Raw genomic sequence first — 19,528 nt, 5'->3', positions numbered from 1 at the left:
CCCTAGCCCGACGCGCTGGCTCCGCCACCCGGTGTGGCATCGGTGTCTGTCGCAGTCTCCGGAGCGGGCACGAGGTCGACCGGATCGCTGCCGGTGTCGTTGGTACGCAGCACGAAGGGCCGGGTGGCGGTGAGCCGCACCGCGCTGAGCGACGCCGGACCGACGGTGATTCGCTGGAACTGGTCGAGATGTTGGCCCAGACATTCGGCGAGGATCGCCTTGATCACATCGCCGTGCGAGACCAGCGCCCACACCGCGTGCGGGCCCACTTCGTCGGTGAACCGGGCGTCATGCGCGCGCAGCGTGTCCATGGCGCGACGCTGCATGCCGGCCAGCGATTCGTGCTCGTAGTCGTCGCTCGGTGGGAAGGTGGCAGCGCTCGGGTGGTCCTGCACCACCCGCCACAGCGGTTCCGTGGCGAGGTCTTTGAGCAGCTTGCCGGTCCAGGCGCCGTAGCGGCACTCCCCCACACCGGCGTCGAGGGTCACCGGCAGATCGCGTGCGCCGACGACAGCGTTGGTCGTCTCGACGCATCGCTGCAGCGGACTGGTCACTACGCCGGCGAGCGGTACATCGCGCAGCCGTTGGCCCAGCGATGCGACCTGCGTCTGCCCCACGTCGTCCAGCCCGATGCCTTCAGTCCATCCGGCCAACACACCCTGGGCATTGGACGCGGTGCGTCCGTGGCGCAGCAACAAAACGGTCGTCACGAGTCGCGCAGTCCTTCTTCGTCCATGAGGCGGGCGATCAGCCCGACCAACTCGACGCGTTCTTCCAACGAATCCATCCACGGCGAGATCGCCAGCGTGGTCACGCCGGCCTGCGCGTACGCCCGCAGCCTCGACCGCGCTGCTTCGGTATCGCCGACGATCGCGGTGCGCTCGATGAACTCCCGCGGCATCGCCGCGGCGGCGTCGCGATGTTGCTTGGCCAGGAAGAGGTCCTGCACGTGGTCGGCCTGCTGCTGGAAGCCCATGCGTGCGGCGAGCGCGTGGTAGAAGTTCTTGTTCTTCGAGCCCATGCCGCCCACGTAGAGAGCGTGGTGGCCGCGCAACCGGTCAGCGGCGACGTCGATGTCGTCGGCGAGGCTGACGTTCACCGATGCGACGACGTCGAAGCCGTCGAGGCTCGTGTCTGACTTCTGGCGTCCGCGTTCGATGAGAGCCAACTGCTCGGGGAGGTACTCGGGGCTGACGAAGATGCCGATCCAGCCGTCCGCGATCTCGCCAGTGAGTTCGAGATTCTTTGGGCCGAGGGAGGCCAGGTAGATCGGCACGTCCTCACGTTCGGGCAGCAGCAGGAGGCGCAGCGCCTTGCCCGGGCCGTCCGGCAGCGGCAGCTCGAAGTGCTCCCCGTGGAACTCCACGTTGCGACGTCCGAGGGCCTTGCGCACGATCTCGACGTATTCGCGGGTGCGTCCCAGCGGGTCGGCGAAGCGCACGCCGTACCAGCCTTCGCTGACCTGCGGCCCGGAGACGCCGAGGCCGAGGTGGAAGCGTCCGCCGGTGATGCGATCGAGGGTGGCGGCCGTCATCGCGGTCATCGCGGGTGTGCGGGCCGGGATCTGCATGATCGCCGCGCCGTACCCGACATTCGTAGTGTGCGCGGCGAGGTAGCCGGTGAGGCTCGGGATGTCGGAGCCGTAGACCTCCGCCAGCCACACCACGTCGTAGTGGTGCTCGTCGGCAGCCTTGCTCAGCCGGAGCATGCCTTCGAGGTCGTCGGTGCCGGTCGTGCCCCAGTAGCCGAGGTTGAGCCCAAGTCGCATGAGTGAACGCTATCGCCGCGGACGCCTGCCGAACACCCGCAGTAGCGTGTGGCCATGCAATCGCGCACGATGGGCCGCAGCGGCCTGCAGGTTTCCACGCTCACTCTCGGCACCATGAACTGGGGCTCGCAGGTGATGCAGGATGACGCCCGATTGCTGCTCGAGGATTACCTGGACGCCGGTGGCACCACCATCGACACCGCCTACGGATACGGCGACGGCGCCAGCGAAAGCCTCATCGGCGAACTCATCGCCGACCTGCACCGCGACGACCTCGTGCTCGTCGGCAAGGCCGGCATCTCCCGGCGCACCGGCGAGCGGGTCGTCGACACCTCCCGCCGCGGCCTGTTGACCCAACTCGAGGAATCGCTGCGTCGGCTGCGCACCGACCGTCTCGACCTCTGGCTGGTGCACACGTGGTCGGACGAGGTGCCGTGGGAGGAGACTCTCGGGGCGCTCGACCACGCTGTTCGCTCCGGTGCCGCGCGCTATGTCGGGGTTTCCAACTACACCGGATGGCAGTCGGCGATGGTCGCCCAGGAAGCCCACCACCAGCGTATTCCGTTGGTCTGCAACCAGATTCAATACAGTCTGTTGGCTCGCGCGGCCGAAAACGAGATCATCCCGGCGGCCACGGCAACAGGGCTGGGTGTCATGGCCTGGTCGCCGTTGGCCGGTGGCGTGCTGAGCGGGAAGTACCGCTCGGGTGTGCCCGCCGACAGCCGCGCGCACACCGGCGACCACCCGCGCTGGGCCGCACAGATGCTTCCGGCTGCCGACGGTCCGGTCATGAAGGCGGTCGCCACTGCGGCCGAGGGGCTCGACGTGTCGCAGACCGAGGTCGCGCTCGCCTGGCTGCGGGAACGTCCGGGGGTCTCCACTGCGGTGGTGGGTGCCCGCCGGCAGGGTCAGCTCCGAGCGGCGTTGGCGGCGCAGCAGTTGCACATCGCCGACGCGGTGCGGGACGCGCTCGACGACGTCAGCATCCCTTCGATGAGTTGACCGCTACGGCGATGAGCCTCAGCTCAGTGCCGAATCACTCCGACTCGTAGTCGAATTCGTCGACCTCGAGCCCGCGATAGGGCTCATCGTCCTCTTCGTCGTCGTCGAACTCATCGAGGTCGACATCGTCATCCTCGTCGTCTTCATCCTCATCATCGTCGTCCGAATCATCCTCGTCGTCTTCGTCGTCCGAATCATCGTCATCATCGAAGTCATCATCGTCATCGTCGTCGGCGGCGAGGAAGAAGGGCGTGGTGAGTCCGTACTCCTCGTACAACGCCTCGTCGTAGGCGTCGAAAGCGTCGGACAGAGCGTTGAACGCATCCTGGACGTGCTGGTCGTCCTGGTCACGCCCGCTGGCCGCGAGCTCGAAATGACGCTGGAGGGCATTCACGAACTGGTTCAGGGCGACGCGCGGATCGGTGCTCATGTCCCAGACGCTATCTGCTCTGGCGCACAATGGCACCGATGATCGAATACGAGTACCAGGTGCTGACGTTTCCGCGGGACGTCGAGCGATCCGCCGTGCGCCAGATGTTGACCGATCATGCCGAGTACGGGCACTGGGAGTTGGCCCGCACTCGCCTCTACATGGGCGGCCTGCGGCGGGTGTGGCTGCGGCGCAAGATCATTCGCGTGCAGCGCACGGCCTGAGCCTTCCTTCGATCAGCAGTCGCGCAGGAAGTCGCCGAGCACGTCGGCGCCGAATCGCAAGGACTCCAACGGAACTCGCTCGTCGATGCCGTGGAACATCGGTGCGAAATCGAGGTCTGCGGGCAGCTTCAGCGGCGCAAATCCGTAACCGGTGACCCCGAGTTTGGCGAGCGACTTGTTGTCGGTGCCGCCGGACAGGCAGTAGGGCAGGACGGCCGACTCCGGGTCGTGGCGCAGCACGGCCTGGGTCATCTTGTCGACCACTGGCCCTTCGACGGGGGCGTCCAACGCGATGTCGCGGTGCACGACCTCCACCTCCACGAATTCACCGGCAAGTCGCCGAATGGTCTCCATGAGGTCGTCCTCGTGGCCGGGCAGGAAGCGGCAGTCGAGGCTGGCTGATGCCGACTGCGGGATCACGTTGTGCTTGTAGCCGCTCTCGAGCATCGTGAAGTTGGACGTGTCGCGCAGGGTGCCTTCGACGAACCCGCGTGCGCCGCCGATCGTGGTCAGGAGTTCGTCGGCGTTGTCGGGCGAATAGGCGATGCCGGTGATCTCACTCAGCCCGTCCAGCAGCAACGAGACGCTGGCGATGTATTCACGCGGCCAGTGGTGCTGGTTGATCCGAGCGATGGCTTCGGCGAGGCGCACCACGGCGTTCTCGTCGTTCGGCACAGAACCGTGGCCGGCTCGGCCATGGGCCACCAGGCGGAGCCACGCGATGCCCTTCTCCGCGGTCTGCAACAGGTAGACGCGCTGCTCTCCCCCAGCGTGCCGCGGCACGGTGACGCTGTAACCACCCACTTCGCTGATCGCTTCCGTGGCGCCTTCGAAGAGTTCGGGACGGTTGTCGACCAGCCAATGGCTGCCCTTGACGCCGCCGGCCTCCTCGTCGGCGAACATGCCGATGATGAGGTCGCGCGGGGGCTTCTTGCCCGACCGGACGAGTTCGCGCACGTTCGCGATGATCATCGCGTCCATGTCCTTCATGTCGACCGCGCCGCGGCCCCAGACGCAGTCGTCCTTGATCTCTGCCGCGAACGGGTCGACCTGCCAGTCGTCGGCGTTCGCCGGCACGACATCGAGGTGGCCGTGCACCACGAGGGCTCCGCGGCTGGTGTCCTCGCCCTCGATCCGGACGATCACGCTGGCCCGACCCGGCTCGCTCTCGATGAGCTCAGGGTCGAGGCCCACCTCGGTGAGCTCAGACATCACATACTCGGCGGCCTTGCGTTCGCCCGGCCCGCTGCCGTCGCCGTAGTTGCTGGTGTCGATGCCGATGAGGTCTTGGCAGATGCGCACAACCTCGTCGCGGGCCTTGATGTCGTCGTGGGTGTTCATCCCTGCTCCTCATGATCGGCGTCGGCATGCTGGCCCCACTGTGCCAAACGCAGCACGTCGTCGAGTGTGTCGGCCTCGTCAGCGCGCTTGTCGTCGCGATAGCGCAGCACACGCGCAAAGCGGAGCGCGACGCCGCCGGGGTATCTGGTCGAGCGCTGCAGACCGTCGAAGGCGATCTCGACGACCTGCTCGGGGCGGACGCGCACCAACCAGTCGTCGCGGTCGGTCATGAGCTCGGTGAAACGCTGCGTCTGCCAGGCGAGCATCTCGTCGGTCATGCCCTTGAAGGTCTTGCCGAGCATGGTGAAACCGTTGCCGTCGGCGTTGCGGGCGCCCAGGTGGATGTTCGACAAGTAGCCCTTGCGACGGCCGCTGCCCTCTTCCACGGCGAGGACAACGAGGTCGAGGGTGTGACGAGGTTTCACCTTGATCCAGGTGGCACCACGCCGACCGGCGGCGTACGGCGCGTCGAGTCGTTTCAGCACCACGCCCTCGTGGCCGCGGGCCACCCATTCGTCGAAGAAGGCGCGGGCCTGCTGCTGAGTGACGCCTCGCTGAACGGTGACAACGTTCACTGCCGGGACGATCGCCTCCAGACGGTCGCGACGTTCGCCCAGCGGTGTGTCGACCAGATCCTCGCCATCGAGGTGCAGCAGATCGAAGAAGAGCGGCGTCACCGGCACGCGTTCGCGCAGCGACTCCGGATCAGCGCTGCTCGCGGTGCGTGCTCCGGTCACTTGGAAGGGCTCCGGCGAACCGTCGGCCTTGAGTGCGATTGCCTCCCCGTCGAGCACCAGTTGCTGCGCGGGCAGAGAGCGCACAAGTTCCACCACCTCGGGCAGCCGGTCGGTGATGTCGTCGAGGCTACGGGTGAACAACCGCACCTCGTCGCCGTCCTTGTGCGCCTGGATGCGGATGCCGTCCAGCTTCACCTCGGCGCTCCAGGGAGCGGTGTCGTCCAGCGCCGACTCCACCTCAGGGCTGGAGCCCGCGAGCATCGGACGCAGCGGGCGGCCGACCTCCAAGCGCACCTGCGCCAGTGCCTCCGCACCACCTTGCAGCGCGGCTGCCGCAACCGGACCGGTGCGTCCGGCGAGCATGACTGCCCGGCGCACCTCTGTCTCTTTCACCTCTGCAGCCGCAGCGACGGCCTTGAGCATGATGCCGTCGCCGGCGCCTTGGCGCGCGTCGCCAAGGAGTAGCCCAGTCAGGAATGCGCGCTCATCGGTGGTGAGTCGGGACCACAGATCGGTGAGCGATTCGCTTCTGCGGGAGGCGGATCCGCTGCCGTGGGTGCTGGCGATTGCACTGATCTGCTCGTCGACCTCAGCAATGGACAGAGTCGCTTCGGCGGCGGGTTCGGCCTCGACCTTCTGCAGCGATCGCCAGCCCACCCCGGTGCGTCCCTGCGGCAGCACCCCCGCGAGATGGTCGGCCACGATTGCTTGTTCGTCCGGATCGACCTGCCGGAGCAACTCGGCAATCGCCTCGACCTTCGCGTTGCGTGATCGCGTGCCGGCGACAGTGCGCGAGGTCCGTGCAAGCTCGGCGAAGAGCGTCACGTGCTGCTCCTCGGTGGTCGTGCAGTGCTGCGGTGGGGAGGCCAGCCCAAGGACACACTCATGGCGACGATCTCCTGCGTTCGGAAAGGGGCAATGAGCAGATCGTCCCAGCCCGCACCGACACGGTGGGCCGAGCCGACTGACCAGGCGAGGAGAAACAACGATCCCGTGCCTCTGACCTGCAGAGACACGGGATTTCGTCTGGTGTCCGGAGGGGGACTTGAACCCCCACGCCCGTTAAAGGGCACTAGCACCTCAAGCTAGCGCGTCTGCCATTCCGCCACCCGGACTAGGTGATCTGGACACCCGTTTTGCGGGTGGCCAACGACGCGAAACATTAGCACGCACGTGGCTGAACTCTCGCATCGACTCCGGCGGGCCGGGCGCTGGACAGCGAGTGCGCGTAGCGCGGATACTTCGCTGCCGAAGCAGGCCGCCCGCCGTGAAAGAAGCCATGACCAGCACTGACATCTGGACGCTCATCCTGGACGACCTGACCGGGGACGGCGTCGCAACCCTGCGCGGACGCGACTGAAGTACCCGCCCTCGCAGGAATCGGCGTGAGTTTGTGGGGTTCGTACGCGCACGAACCCCACAAACTCACGCCGATTTGTCCCAGGGACGGGCACCTACTCGGCTGGGAGCGGCTCCTGGAGCGGAACTCCCTTGTCCGACAACGGAAGGACGTCGACACCTACCTTGAGCTTGCTGCTCTTGCTCTCGGTGAAGATGACGCCCTTCATCGGTGAGACGTCGCGGAAGTCGCGGCCCCACGCGGTGACGATGTAGCGCGAGTCGGCGAAGTGGTTGTTGGTCGGGTCGAGGTCGTTCCATCCCAGCGGCGTGCGCACCGACATCCAGGCGTGCGTGGCGTCCGAGCCTTCGAGCTTCTGTTTGCCGGGCGGAGGTTGGGTTTCGATGTAGCCACTGACGTAGCGGGCCGGCAGCCCGACGACGCGGCACATTCCGACCGCGAGGTGCGCGAAGTCCTGGCAGACACCTGCCTTGTTCGCCAACAGCTCGTCCAGGGTCGTGCTGTTGTTCGTGGCTCCCTTGGCGTACTTGAACTCGCTGTAGATGAGTTCGTAGAGGTTGACCAGTGCTTCACCGAGGGGTCGGTCGTCCGGCAGATGTTCGCGGGCATATGCCTGGACGGCAGGGGTCGGTGCCACCAGCTGCGAGGGCAGCAGATAGGTCAGATGATCGACATCGCGACCCGCTGCCACGCGCGCCATCTCGGCCCGAGCCTGCCCGATCGTCCACTTGTTGAGGGCGTCGACGTCGACGCGGGGCCAGCTGACCTCGACCTGACTGGTCTTCTTCACTCGCAGCACGGTGTGCCGGTTGCGGATCTCGAGGTAATGGCTGAAGTTGCCGAAGAAGTCGGTGTGCTCCGACATCACGTCGGCACGCGGTGACACCTCGATGAGGTTGGAGGTGACCACCTGGTGATCGGTGGCCCGCGGACGCAGGCAGGCGCGGCCGTAGGAGGCCGTCACGTAGTCGTCATAGGTGTACTCGGTGACGTGGCGCACCTCGTAGCGCTTCGTGCCGTGCAGGTCGTCGCTCATTGGCGCACTCCGATCTGCACCTGGCTGGTCATGCGGCGCGAGGAGGTCTGGCGGCGAAAGTATGTGCTGTTCAGCAGGTCGGAGAAGTCGCGCAGCTGGTCGTTCAGTTGCGTGCCCCAGGCCGCGAGGCGAGTTCTCTTGGCCGCGAACTCCTCCGGGTCGGCAACGCTGGTCAAACGGCGCAAAGCCTGGAGGGCGTCGGCCACCTCGGCGTTGTCGAATCCCGCTGTGACAGTGAGCATCCGGTCGATCTGGAACTCCAGTGAGCGCGGGTTGATGGGGTCGCGCAACAGCAACTGCAGCATTCCGGCGACCGGTGAAGCGGGCCCGTTTCCGGTGGCGAGCCGGCGGCGGAAGGTGATGCCTGAATCACAGGCTCGCAGCGTGGCCTCGGTGACCTGACCATCGGCGACCGGCGAACGATCGGAATCGGCGGCGGTGCGCAGCAAGGCAACGAGTGCGGTCGAGCGCTCCACGCGTCGGCCCAGATCCATGAACGACCAGACCTCGTCCCGGACGGTGTTCTCCGCCGCGAGACCGGTCAACCCGATCAGTGACTCGAGCATCTGAGCGAGCGTGTCGGTCAGCGGTTCGTCGTCGTCCACGCGTGCTTGCAGCGCCCCTTGCAACCGGCTCAGCAGCAACCACGTGTCGTTGGAGAGCAGTTCGCGTACGGCATAGGAGGTGCGCACCACCTGGGTCACGGTGAACGCCACCGTGCCGGGAGTCGAGGCATCGGTGAGCATGCGCCGTAGGAAATCGTTGGGTGACTCGTCGGCCCGCTGCGCCACCCCACTCGATGCCGAGAGGGTGTCGAGCATCGTCGTCATCGCGATGCGGCCGGGTGAGTCGCCACGTCCGTGGTTGTCGGCGACCAGGTCGTCGACAACGGTCAGCAAACGCGCGGTGGCTTCCGCGCGCTCGGTGTAGCGGCCCCACCAGTAGAGATCGTCAGCAACGCGCGGCGTGAGGGAGATGCGCGAGTCGAGGTCGGGCAGCAGGAGACTGTCGGGCGAACGATGACGGGCAGTGAGGTCGGCTTGTTCCCGGTCGCCGGCGAGCACCCAGATGTCCTTGGCGACTCCCCCACGCTCGTTCGACACGATCCAGCTGCCGGCTTCGGTCGACACCCGCCCCAGGCCTCCGGGCAGGAATCGGTAACCCTCTGCGCCGCCCACGCCGAAGGAGCGGAGCACAAAGCGCCGCGGTTCCAGCCCATCGGGCCCGATGATCGGGGTCGTCGACATCGCGATCTGCTCCTGGGCCGCCCACCGCCACGGCTCGGCCTCGATCTGGCTGCGCAGGTTCGCCAGCTGCCCGGCGTCCAGGTCCCAGCCGTGGATCGCGAGTTCGCCGGAGTTGCGGCTGATCGGCTTGATCACCAATGTGTCGAGGCGGCCGAAGGCTTCGCGTGCTGACTCCTCGTCGCCCAGCCACCAAGAGCGAGGCTGCGGCAGGAGCAGCTCTTCACCGAGCAGCTCCTTCGCGATCGCCGGCAGGTACGCCAGCAGCGCAGGGTTCTCCAGTACACCGCTGCCAAGCGGGTTGACCACGCTGATCTTTCCCCGCCGACAGGCCTCCGCCAGACCGGGCACTCCGAGTCGCGAATCACCGCGCAGATCAAGGGGATCCGACCATTCGGCGTCCACCCGGCGTACGAGCACATCCACCCGCTCCGGCTTGTGCGTCGTGCGGCGCCACACCTGACCATCGCGCATGGTGAGGTCTTCGGCCTGCACCAGCGGCATGCCGAGCAGGTTGGCCAGGAAGGCCTGGTCGAACGCGGTCTCGCAATCCGGCCCGGGTGAAAGCAGGGCGATGTGCGGACGATCGACGTCGGGTGCAGCGTCCAACAGGGCATCGCCCATGTGGTCGAAGAAGCCGCGCAGCCGGGCCAGTTCGGTGGTGCGGTACAGCCGCGTCATGGTGCGGGCGACGATGCGCCGGTCGGCCATCGCGTAACCAGCACCCGACGGCGCCTGCGTGCGGTCCGACAGCACCGTCCATGCACCGGAGGCGTCGCGTGCGAGGTCGGTGCTCGTCATCACCAGTTGGTGCGCGCCCGGTAGACGGATGCCATGTGCGCCGAACAGGAAGCCGTCGTGCCCCAGGACGACCGCTGCAGGCAGCAGTCCGCCGGAGATCAGCCGGCGCTCGCCGTACAGGTCAGCCAAGACCAGGTCGAGCAGTACCGCCCGCTGGGACAATCCGCGTTCCAGCTGCGTCCACTCCTGCGAACCGAGCACGATCGGCAGCGGGTCGAGGGTCCAGCGCCGACCGGAGGTCGATCCATAGGTCAGCCCGTCGCCGCGCACATGGCGAGCAGTCGCCGCCTTGCGGGCCAGCAGTCCGCCGCGGCCGAGCCGGTTCGCCAGATCGATCACCTCGTGGTGCGGAGTCTGTCCGTCAGCGCGCAGCCACTCATCGACGAAGGTGTCACAGACGGCAGCGTCCGGCAATTGCACCTGCAGATCACGGACGCGGTCGGCGTACTCGTGCAGGAGGGAGCCGGATTCCTGCGGTTGAGCCGTCATGCGTAGAGCCTACGAGGGCTGCCCCGGGGAGAACCGCCGCAGGTCGAGTGTCGAGGGATATTCCCCTCCGCCGTGGCGCACCTGCGTCTCGTAGGACGGCCACGACGACATGTCAACGGTGCCGGACGCGTGCCCGACCGCCTCGAACCGGCTGTTCCTGCGCGACTCGGCTTCGGCAGCGTTGACCGGGTAGCGGTCGTAGGAGCGGCCGCCGGGGTGGACGACGTGGTAGGTGAAACCACCGAGGGAGAGGCCGTTCCAGCGGTCGACCAGGTCGAAGATCAGCGGCGAGTGCACCCCGATCGTGGGGTGGAGCGCGGACGGTGGAGCCCAGGCGCGGTAACGCACTCCCCCGACCATCGTGTCGGGAGCGCCACCGGTGCCGGGAGTGCCTGTGCCCCAACCGGATCCGGAGACGGGCACCAACGGCACCGGGACGCCGTTGCAGGTGACCACGTGGCGTCCGGGCACCAGCCCGGTGGCTGCCACCTGCACCTTCTCGATCGAGGAATCGACATAACGGGACGTGCCGCCGCCGGAGATCTCCTCGCCGAGCACGTGCCAGGGCTCGACGGCCTGCCGAAGTTCGAGGTGGACGCCGTCGATGTCGGTCTCGCCCAGCCGCGGGAACCGGAACTCCAGGAAGGGGTCGAACCAGCTCTGGTCGAAATGGGCGTCCTCACCCAGGAAGCGATTGAGGTCGGCGACGACATCGCGCAGATCGGCAGCCGCGAAGGCCGGGAGCAGGAAGCGGTCGTGCAGGCGTGATCCCCAGCGCACCAAGGATCCGGTGTACGGCTCGTTCCAGAACTTCGCGACCAGGGCGCGCACCAGCAGCGCCTGCACCAATGCCATCTGCGCGTGCGGTGGCATCTCGAACCCGCGAAGCTCCAGGATGCCGAGCCGTCCACGGTCGGTGTCGGGGCTGTAGAGCTTGTCTACGCAGAACTCGCTGCGGTGGGTGTTGCCGGTGATGTCGGTGAGCAGGTGCCGCAGAAGCCGGTCGACCAACCACGGACGTGATTCGCCGGATTCCTTTGTCACGCGGTCGAGTTCGGCAAAAGCGATCTCGAGTTCGTACAGCGTCTCGTGGCGTCCTTCGTCCACTCGGGGTGACTGGCTGGTGGGGCCGATGAAGCGCCCGGAGAAGACGTAGGACAGTGCCGGATGGTGCTGCCAGTAGGTGATCAGGCTGCGCAGCAGGTCAGGCCGGCGCAGCAGCGGAGACTCCGCGGGGCTGGAGCCACCGATGGTGAGGTGGTTGCCGCCGCCGGTGCCGGTGTGCGTGCCGTCGAGATCGAACTTCTCGGTGGCGAGGCGGCTGCGCCGGGCGTCCTCGAAGAGCGTGGTGGTCAACTCCTCCAACTCTCGCCACGAGGACGTCGGCTGCACGTTGACCTCGATCACGCCCGGGTCAGGCGTGACGGTGAGCGACTTCAGGCGGGGGTCGCCAGGCGGCGGGTAACCCTCGAGCACGACGGGTACGCCGACAGCCGCCGCTGCACCTTCCACGGCATTGAGCAGTCGCAGCGCATCATCCGCTTCGGCCAACGGTGGTAGGAACACGAAGGCGTGCCCGTCGCGAGCCTCGATCGTCAACGCGGTGCGCGGTGAATCCTCGATGTCGTGGACGGCCGCGGTGGGCACGTCCTGCTCGACAGCCACCGGTGCGGGCAGCGAGCCACGCGCCGCGAATGGTGATGCGTCGGGCACCACCGGCGCTTCACTCCAGGCGATCGACGACAGCGGCAGCCGCAGCCCCATCGGAGAGGTGCCCGGCGTCAGGAAGAGTTGGGCTCGGCGCGTGCTCCACCGGGTCGTCGCCCAGCCCTCCCCTACCGGATCGGGAAAGATCGGCAACACCCAACCACGCGGCAACGCGGCAGGGACGTCCTTCTCCCCCATCGCCGCAGTGCGCGCCGGGTCGAGCGGGTCGATGTCGTCGTCGGGACGCGCACCCTCGGGCTGGCGGATCTCGTTGTGCCACTGCGTGATCGGGTCTTCGTAGGCCGGATTGACCACCTCGTCCGGCAACCCGAGACGGGCCGCGAGCTGCTGAGCGAGGTCGCGGATGACCACTGCTTGTCGCTGCTCATCCGCCTGGAGCACCGGCTCGCCCCACGGGTTGTCGAGCAACGACTGGTCGTTCCAGAGCGCCGCGCCGTCGGTGCGCCACCAGAGCCCGAGCTGCCAGCGCGGCAGCGGTTCACCCGGGTACCACTTGCCCTGCCCGTGGTGGGTCAGGCCGTTGGCGGCGTACCGGGTGCGCAACCGGTCGGCGAGTGTCACGGCGAGCGCACGCTTCTCCTCACCGTCGGCAGCTGTTTCCCACTGCGGGGTGGAGGTGTCGTCGGCCGAGACGAAAGTGGGCTCACCGCCCATCGTGAGGCGCACGTCGCCGTCGGTGAGCAGGGTGTCGACGTGTTCGCCGAGTGTCTGCACCTTCGACCACTGGTCGTCGCTGTAGGGACGGGTGACCCGCGGATCCTCGAACACGCGGGTCAGGGTGTTAGCGAAGTCGAAGCTGACGTTGACCGGCGCAGTCGCGCCACTGATCGGCGCGGCAGCGGACGGGTGCGGGGTCGCGCACAGCGGGATGTGCCCCTCGCCGGCGAAGAGACCGCTGGTCGCGTCCAGCCCGATCCATCCGGCGCCGGGGACGAACACCTCGGCCCATGCGTGCAGGTCAGTGAAGTCCTCGCGGGGGCCGTCCGGGCCGTCGAGCGCGCTGACGTCGGAGGTCAACTGCACCAGGTAGCCGGAGACGAACCGGGCGGCAAGGCCCACCTGGCGCAGGGCCGACACGAGCAACCAGGCGCTGTCACGGCACGATCCGATGCCGCGATCGAGCGTTTCCTGCGGCGACTGGACGCCGGGCTCCATCCGCACTGAGTACGAAACGGCTTCATTCACAGCGCGATTCATCGCCACGAGGAAGTCGACGATGCGCGGATCTTCGTCGCCACTGGTGCCTTGCGCGGCGGCTTGGCGCACCCATTGCTGCACACGCTCCGAGGGGCCGTTACCATCGGCGCCGTCGTCCACCGGCCGCAGGTAAGGATCAAGATCTGCCCGCAGATCGGCCGGGTAGGTGAACGGGAAGCGCTCGGCGTACTCCTCGACGAAGAAGTCGAAGGGGTTGATCACGGTCATGTCGGCCACCAGGTCGACGGTGATGTCGAGTTCTTTCACCCGCTCGGGGAAGACCAGCCGGGCCAGGTAGTTGCCGAAAGGGTCCTGCTGCCAGTTGATGAAGTGGTTGCGCGGAGAGACGCTCAGCGAATACGCGGTGATCGGCGTTCGGCTGTGCGGCGCCGGACGCAACCGCACGGTGTGGGGGTGCACGGTCACCGGCTCGTCGAAGGTGTACGTCGTGCGGTGGTGGAGGGCAACCCGGATCGTCACCCGCTCACCCTATGGCCGTGGGTGGTCGAATGCGGCTCAGCGCCACTGGGGTGGTTCGGCATGCTCCAACAGCGGATCGTCGGTGGCGAAGGTGCGCACGGGCCCGGGCGGGGTGTTCGGACCCTCGAAACGAACGGTGACGCGCCCCAGACCGCTCCCCCACACCCAGCCGGCTCCGTGCTCGGCGTGATGAACATCTGCGCCGGGCATCCAGGACGTCGGATGCCGGCCCCAGCCTTCGTCCACTTCGTGCGCGGTGACGGCCGGCTCGCTGACCTGCGGAAGCGGTTGGTCGTCGTCGAAGAGCATGCGCTCCTGGGCGTGAGGGAGAAGGCCGGAGACCCCGAACCCGAGGAGCCGCAGGCCCGCGGCGGTGTCGGCGGCGGCAAGGAGTCGGCGCGCACCAGCCAGGATCGTGGCGAGGTCACCGGTCGGATGCAGGGTGCTCTCCGATCGGGTGAAGGTGGAGAAGTCACCGTGTCGCACCTTGATGGTCAGCGTGCGGGCGAAGGATCCGTTCTTCGCCAAGCGGCCCGTGACGCGCTCGACGAGGCGCACCAGCTCACGGTCGAGCACGCGGGCGTCGGCGATGTCGACGGCGAAGGTCTCCTCTGCTGAGATGCTCTTGGCCTCACGTTCGACCACCACTGGCCTGTCGTCGCGGGCGAAGGCCATCTCGTGCAAGGCGTGCCCGTGTGAGTCGCCGAAGATGCTGACCAGGTCGGTCACCGACATGCGTTGCAAGTGGGCGACGGTCTCGACGCCGAAGGTGCGCAGGCGTTCGGCCGTGACCGGCCCGACTCCCCCGAGTACCCGCACCGACAGTGGCGCGAGCACCTCGACCTCCTGACCGGCGTCGACGATCACCAGCCCGCTCGGCTTCTCCAGCTCGGAGCCGATCTTGGCCATCTGCTTCGAGCTACCGATACCGACTGAGGCCGTCAGGCCTCCGGTCTCCTGGGCGACCTGCGCGAGCAGTCGCTCCATCCGAGATCGCAGCGCTGGCACGGAGAAGTCGTCCACGTCGCCGTCGGCGAGGTCGACATAGGCCTCGTCCACCGAGACCTGTTCGAGGGTCGGCGAGAGTTCGCGGAGCAGGCCCATCACCACCCGGCTGGAGGCCTGGTACGCACTGAATCGAGGACTTAGGAAGGCCGTACCCGACGGACACAGCCGCCGCGCCTGGGACGTCGGCATGGCCGACCGAGCGCCGAACTTGCGCGCCTCGTAGGAGGCCGTGGCCACGACTCCGCGACCACCTGTGCCACCCACTACCACTGGCTTACCGCGAAGGCTCGGTTTGTCGCGCTGCTCGACTGCGGCGAAGAAGGCGTCGAGGTCGAGATGCAGGATGCTCGGACGACTTCGCACGCACCGATTGTGCCTGGGCCGGCTGACCGGCGGGCCGTCGAGTGGCCAGGCTATGCACGAGTGGCCGGGGTCTGGGCCGGCCACCGGTTCACAGCCCGGCCATTCGGTGACGGCGACTTTCAGCCGACGGTGCGATGGATCACCAGCGGAAGCACTCGAGCGGCACCCGCCTGGCGCAGCGCCGCGGTGGCGACGGACGCCACCCAGCCGGAGGAGCTGCGGTCGATCACCAGCACGACCGTGTGGGCGGTGACATCTGCGGGTGGCTCCCCGGCCAACTGTTCGCGCCACTGAGCAGCCTCGTCAGCGCCGGTGAGATCGGTGGGCACCGGCCTGATCGGCCAGGATGCATGCGGCAGGCGTCCGGCCGTGGCGAGGTGAGCAGCGACCGATTCGGTGAGCGCCGTCTGCCCTGTGGCGGCAAGAGAAATCACACATGTCGGACGATCGGCCCAGGTCTTGCTCCAGTCGGCGAGAGTCCGCACCGCGTGTTCGAGCAGTTCGGTGTCGGCGGCGCTGCCGTCAGCCAGGCACCCACCGAGCTGGTCGAGCCACTCGGGCGCATCGGCGTGCACCAGCACTCGCCCCGCATCAGCGGCCAGCGACGCCGGGATCTTGCCGCGGGTGCCGAATGCACCACCGGGCCACATCTTGCGGGGTTCGAGCATGTGACGTTCGGTGCGCAGCACTCGTCGCACTCCGCGCATCGTCTCGGGATCAGCCGTGGCTTTCAGGCCGTCCGGCAGCTCCGATCGGCACACCGAGCACCGACCGCACGGCGCCGCGGAAGGATCGTCGAGCGACTCCTGCAGCAGTTGCATCAAGCAGCCCTGCCCTCGCACGTACCGGCGCATGATGTCAGCTTCACGGCGGCGGGTGGCCAGGACGGAGTCGAAGTGGGCCTGGTCGTAACTCCACTCCTTGCCGGTAGCCGTCCAGCCTTGGGTGGAGCGTTCGACCACTGCGTCGACGGCGAGCTGCTTCAACATCAACTCCACGCGGCCGCGCCTGATGCCTGATTCGGCTTCGAGCGTCGGCACGGAGATCGGTGCGTCGGCATCGGCCAGCAGCGCCAACAGTCGCTCGACCTCAGCTGGTTTGGGAATGGTTGCCGTGGCGAAGTAGTCCCAGACGGCTTCGTCGGAGGCCGACGGGAGCAGCGCGACCAACGCGTGATCGATCGCTCGGCCGGCACGCCCGACCTGCTGGTAGTACGACACGGGCGACGGTGGCGCGCCGACGTGCACCACGAAACCGAGATCGGGCTTGTCGTAGCCCATGCCGAGCGCAGAGGTGGCGACCAGTGCCTTGAGTTCGTTGCGGCGCAGAGCGTCCTCGAGCTGCTCGCGCTCAGCGCCGTCGAGCGCACCGGTGTATGCGGCGGTGCGCAGCGCTGGATCGTCACCATGACGCTGTCGCAACACCTCCGCCAGGCGGTGTGCGTCGGAGACGGTGAGGGTGTAGATGATGCCCGCGCCCGGCAACTGCGCGAGATGATCGGCCACCCACGCGAACCGCGCCAACGGGTCCATCGGAGGCGTGACGGCAAGCGTGAGGCTAGACCGCGCCAGCGGCCCGCGCAGCACGAGGGTGTGCGAACCCAGTTGTGCTGCAACGTCTTCCACGACGCGCTCGTTCGCCGTCGCGGTGGTGGCCAGCACTGGCGTCTGAGGGTTGAGGGTGCCGAGCACATCGACAACGCGCCGGTAGTCGGGACGGAAGTCATGGCCCCAGTCGCTCACCGCGTGGGCCTCGTCGACCACCGCCATGCCGAGTCGGCCGGCGAGACTCTCCATGACCCGCGCACCGAAGCCAGGGTTGGCCAGACGTTCGGGTGACACCAACAGCACGTCGATGCGATCGGCAGCGAGGTCGGCCTCGATCTGTGACCACGCGTCGATGTTTGAGGAGTTGAGCGTCGCCGCCACAAGACCGGCCCGCTCAGCAGCGGCCACTTGGTCACGCATCAGCGACAACAGGGGCGAGACGACGAGTGTGGGACCGTCGCCCCGATCACGCATCATCGAGGTGGCGATCCAGTAGACCGCCGATTTGCCCCACCCGGTGGCCTGGACGACCAACACGCGCGAGCCGGGTTTGGCTAGTTCTTCCAGTGCCTCCAGCTGACCCTCGCGCAGGGCGGCATCAGGCCCGGCCAGCGCTGTCAGGACGCGGGTGACGGCATTCTGCAGGGCAGCGTCGTGCGCTTCGGACGAAGAATCTGTCGGCATGGCTCGACCATGCCACGAAGTACCGACACCGTCCGCACCTGCTGTGGACAGCGCGGCTCCGTCAACGCGTCAGGACTTCTTATGCTGCTTCGCAGCAGCCTTGGCCGCCTTGCGCTCGGCGCGGCGTGCCCGCTCCTGTACCTCCAGCGCCGCTGCTTCTTCCAGAGTGGGCGCCCTTCCACCCAGGGCAGCGGGCAGGTAGACCGCCTCGTCGCCGGTGAGCGTTTCGTACTCGTCCTTGGCCTGGTCGAGCATCCGCTTCATCACTGACTTCAGCTCGGCCATCACCTCGCTCGGGTCGTCCTGCGGACCCACCATGATCGGTGCTCCGACGGTGACCGTCACCGGAATATTGCTGCGGCCCAACCGTTTTGGATGATCCTTTGTCCAGATGCGATGCGAACCCCACACCACCGTCGGCAAAATCGGAACGCCCGCTTCCTGCGCCATGCGAGCGGCACCCGTCTTGAAGTCCTTGAGCTCGAAGGAGCGCGAGATCGTCGCCTCGGGGAACACCCCGATGAGCTCGCCAGCCTTCAAGGCATCGACGGCAGCTCGGTAAGCCCCAGCGCCGGCTGCGCGGTCGACCGGGATGTGCTTCATGCCCCGCATGATTGTGCCCACGCCGGCAAGGTCGAAGACTTCCTTCTTCGCCATGAAGCGCACGAGGCGTCCGGCGTCCTCGTAGGCGTATCCGCCGAGTGCGAAGTCGAGATAGCCGAAGTGGTTCATCGCCACGACGCCACCACCCGTGGCGGGGATGTTTTCCTGACCGGTGCGCTTGAAACGCAAGCCCTGTGCTGCGAACAGTCCGCGTGCGAAGTAGCGGACGGGCGTGTAGACGGGCTCCATGGCATCACCCTACCGACGAGTCAGGCGATGGTGGACGCACGTTCGGGCACAGGTGGTCGACGCCGAGGCACCTACACTCCCAGGGTGCTCGCCACCACCCGCGCCCTGCGCTATGTCACGCCCCTTCGCGAGGGCGGTTCCTTGCCCGGCATCGTCGAGGCGGAGGACGAGGGCACCTGGGTCATAAAGTTCCGCGGCGCCGGTCAGGGAGTGAAGGTGCTGGCCGCCGAGATCATCGTGGCCGGAATCGCCTCGGCCCTCGGCATCCGCGTGCCGGAACTCGCACTCATCGAACTGCCCGAGCAGATCGCGAAGTACGAGGCGGACGAGGAGGTGCAGGATCTGCTGACTGCCTCGATCGGCCTCAACCTCGGGATGGACTACCTACCGGGCGCTTTCAACTACGACGGCACGACTCCCCCGCCGCCGCACGAAGCCGCCGAGATCCTCTGGCTCGATGCCTTCGTCGCCAACATCGACCGCACGCCGCACAACCCGAATCTGCTGCGCTGGGGCCGGAAGTTGTGGGTGATCGACCACGGCGCGGCGCTCTACTTCCACCACACCTGGCCATCCAGGACACCTGACCCGTCCCGCTTCGCGGCACAACCGTTCGACGACTCCAGCCACATCCTGCGCGAGGTCGCCACCGACGTCAGTAGCGTGCAGATCGCCGCCACCCAGAAGCTGACCGGGCAGGTGTTGTACGAGATCGTCGCCGACGTGCCGGACGAGTGGTTGGAGACGACCGCCGATCTGCCGGACGCCGATGCCGTGCGGGCGATGTACGTCGCCCACCTGCAGGCCCGGCTCGCTGCTCCTGCCGCGTGGTTGCCGGAGAACCGCCGATGATCGGATACCAATACGCCACACTGCGATTCGTGCCCGCGGTCGAGCGGGAGGAGTTCGTCAACGTCGGCGTTGTGCTCTACGCCCAGATGGCCGATTTCCTCGCCGTCGGCTGGCATCTGCGGCCCCCACTGCTGGAGGTCTTCGCGCCAGATGTCGACGCCGCCGAAATCGAGCAGACGCTGCGGTCACTGAGCGACTGCGCGGCCGGACTCGACACCCCCGGGAAACCGCAGATCCGATCGCTCGGGGCTCGCTTCGGTTGGCTGGTGGCGCCGCGGAGCACCAGCGTGCAACCAGGCCCTGTGCACGGCGGCCTGACAACGGATCCGGCGGCCGAACTGCGACGCCTGATCGAACGCACCACCTCCTGAACATGGTCCCGGCC

Annotated in this window: 15 protein-coding genes and 1 tRNA gene; 4 read left to right on the top strand and 12 right to left on the bottom strand. The window is 67.4% G+C overall.

Translation table 11 applies throughout. The features are described 5' to 3' along the window. Positions 1–2: 2 nt before the first annotated feature. The gene (locus J5M86_RS07290) at positions 3–710 is read right to left on the bottom strand and encodes an MSMEG_4193 family putative phosphomutase (RefSeq protein ID WP_188060737.1); all 708 of its coding nucleotides are present in this window, start codon (positions 708–710) and stop codon (positions 3–5) included. Continuing rightward, on the bottom strand, positions 707–1,768 hold the full coding sequence (locus J5M86_RS07285) for an LLM class F420-dependent oxidoreductase (protein WP_188060738.1): 1,062 nt from the start codon (positions 1,766–1,768) through the stop codon (positions 707–709). The genes J5M86_RS07290 and J5M86_RS07285 overlap by 4 nt, the downstream gene beginning before the upstream one ends. Positions 1,769–1,822: 54 nt before the next feature. Between J5M86_RS07285 and J5M86_RS07280 the strand changes: the two genes are divergently transcribed. Further along, a complete protein-coding gene (locus tag J5M86_RS07280) occupies positions 1,823–2,770 on the top strand; it encodes an aldo/keto reductase (protein ID WP_188060739.1) in 948 nt (315 codons plus the stop codon). A gap of 34 nt (positions 2,771–2,804) precedes the next feature. Here the strand turns inward: J5M86_RS07280 and J5M86_RS07275 are convergent, their stop codons facing one another. Then, entirely contained in the window at positions 2,805–3,200 is a 396-nt protein-coding gene (locus J5M86_RS07275) for a DNA primase (protein WP_188060740.1), read from the bottom strand. Positions 3,201–3,229: 29 nt separating this feature from the next. Here J5M86_RS07275 and J5M86_RS07270 point away from each other — a divergent pair, with 29 nt between their 5' ends. After that, entirely contained in the window at positions 3,230–3,424 is a 195-nt protein-coding gene (locus J5M86_RS07270; protein ID WP_208965123.1) for a DUF5703 family protein, read from the top strand. A 12-nt stretch (positions 3,425–3,436) separates the two neighbouring features. Here J5M86_RS07270 and J5M86_RS07265 read toward each other — a convergent pair whose 3' ends face one another. The 9 genes from J5M86_RS07265 to J5M86_RS07225 all read right to left on the bottom strand — a co-directional run bounded on the left by J5M86_RS07265 (position 3,437) and on the right by J5M86_RS07225 (position 18,291). Further along, positions 3,437–4,765, bottom strand: coding sequence for a M20/M25/M40 family metallo-hydrolase (locus J5M86_RS07265; RefSeq protein ID WP_188060742.1), 1,329 nt, complete (start codon positions 4,763–4,765; stop codon positions 3,437–3,439). Next, positions 4,762–6,327, bottom strand: coding sequence for an ATP-dependent DNA ligase (locus J5M86_RS07260; protein ID WP_188060743.1), 1,566 nt, complete (start codon positions 6,325–6,327; stop codon positions 4,762–4,764). Before J5M86_RS07260 ends, J5M86_RS07265 begins: the two co-directional genes overlap by 4 nt. Before the next feature lie 202 nt (positions 6,328–6,529). After that, positions 6,530–6,617: transfer RNA gene (locus tag J5M86_RS07255), tRNA-Leu, on the bottom strand. 339 nt (positions 6,618–6,956) lie between these two features. Next, complete coding sequence (locus J5M86_RS07250) at positions 6,957–7,898, bottom strand: transglutaminase family protein (RefSeq protein ID WP_188060744.1); 942 nt, start codon at positions 7,896–7,898, stop codon at positions 6,957–6,959. Next, positions 7,895–10,432 carry a circularly permuted type 2 ATP-grasp protein gene (locus J5M86_RS07245; RefSeq protein ID WP_188060745.1) on the bottom strand — a complete coding sequence of 846 codons (2,538 nt, stop codon included), beginning with the start codon at positions 10,430–10,432 and terminating at the stop codon, positions 7,895–7,897. Before J5M86_RS07245 ends, J5M86_RS07250 begins: the two co-directional genes overlap by 4 nt. Before the next feature lie 9 nt (positions 10,433–10,441). Further along, positions 10,442–13,837: a DUF2126 domain-containing protein gene (locus tag J5M86_RS07240; RefSeq protein WP_188060746.1), complete on the bottom strand. Its 3,396-nt coding sequence runs from the start codon at positions 13,835–13,837 to the stop codon at positions 10,442–10,444. Between the two features lie 36 nt (positions 13,838–13,873). Further along, positions 13,874–15,208 (bottom strand): DNA polymerase IV, encoded by a 1,335-nt coding sequence (locus tag J5M86_RS07235; RefSeq protein ID WP_188060747.1) that lies wholly within the window; start codon positions 15,206–15,208, stop codon positions 13,874–13,876. Between the two features lie 119 nt (positions 15,209–15,327). Beyond that, on the bottom strand, positions 15,328–17,439 hold the full coding sequence (locus J5M86_RS07230; protein ID WP_188060748.1) for an ATP-dependent DNA helicase RecQ: 2,112 nt from the start codon (positions 17,437–17,439) through the stop codon (positions 15,328–15,330). A 69-nt stretch (positions 17,440–17,508) separates the two neighbouring features. Then, entirely contained in the window at positions 17,509–18,291 is a 783-nt protein-coding gene (locus J5M86_RS07225) for a 1-acyl-sn-glycerol-3-phosphate acyltransferase (RefSeq protein ID WP_188060749.1), read from the bottom strand. A gap of 84 nt (positions 18,292–18,375) precedes the next feature. Between J5M86_RS07225 and J5M86_RS07220 the strand changes: the two genes are divergently transcribed. Together J5M86_RS07220 and J5M86_RS07215 are read left to right on the top strand one after the other, a co-directional pair. After that, positions 18,376–19,143, top strand: coding sequence for a HipA family kinase (locus J5M86_RS07220; RefSeq protein ID WP_188060750.1), 768 nt, complete (start codon positions 18,376–18,378; stop codon positions 19,141–19,143). Continuing rightward, a complete protein-coding gene (locus J5M86_RS07215) occupies positions 19,140–19,514 on the top strand; it encodes a DUF3037 domain-containing protein (protein WP_188060751.1) in 375 nt (124 codons plus the stop codon). The genes J5M86_RS07220 and J5M86_RS07215 overlap by 4 nt, the downstream gene beginning before the upstream one ends. The last annotated feature ends 14 nt before the right edge of the window (positions 19,515–19,528 follow it).

Origin of the sequence: Yimella sp. cx-51 (assembly GCF_017654605.1) — a bacterium.
Lineage (GTDB): Bacteria > Actinomycetota > Actinomycetes > Actinomycetales > Dermatophilaceae > Yimella.
The sequence above is the reverse complement of the archived record's forward strand: the minus strand, read 5'-3'. Positions and strand labels throughout refer to the sequence as shown.

Bases quoted from the DNA above. Each gene is read 5' to 3' on its own strand.
- J5M86_RS07285 (WP_188060738.1), bottom strand. From the start codon at position 1,768: ATGCGACTTGGGCTCAACCTCGGCTACTGGGGCACGACCGGCACCGAC.
- J5M86_RS07280 (WP_188060739.1), top strand. From the start codon at position 1,823: ATGCAATCGCGCACGATGGGCCGCAGCGGCCTGCAGGTTTCCACGCTC.
- J5M86_RS07275 (WP_188060740.1), bottom strand. From the start codon at position 3,200: ATGAGCACCGATCCGCGCGTCGCCCTGAACCAGTTCGTGAATGCCCTC.
- J5M86_RS07270 (WP_208965123.1), top strand. From the start codon at position 3,230: ATGGCACCGATGATCGAATACGAGTACCAGGTGCTGACGTTTCCGCGG.
- J5M86_RS07265 (WP_188060742.1), bottom strand. From the start codon at position 4,765: ATGAACACCCACGACGACATCAAGGCCCGCGACGAGGTTGTGCGCATC.
- J5M86_RS07250 (WP_188060744.1), bottom strand. From the start codon at position 7,898: ATGAGCGACGACCTGCACGGCACGAAGCGCTACGAGGTGCGCCACGTC.
- J5M86_RS07245 (WP_188060745.1), bottom strand. From the start codon at position 10,432: ATGACGGCTCAACCGCAGGAATCCGGCTCCCTCCTGCACGAGTACGCC.
- J5M86_RS07230 (WP_188060748.1), bottom strand. From the start codon at position 17,439: ATGCCGACAGATTCTTCGTCCGAAGCGCACGACGCTGCCCTGCAGAAT.
- J5M86_RS07225 (WP_188060749.1), bottom strand. From the start codon at position 18,291: ATGGAGCCCGTCTACACGCCCGTCCGCTACTTCGCACGCGGACTGTTC.
- J5M86_RS07215 (WP_188060751.1), top strand. From the start codon at position 19,140: ATGATCGGATACCAATACGCCACACTGCGATTCGTGCCCGCGGTCGAG.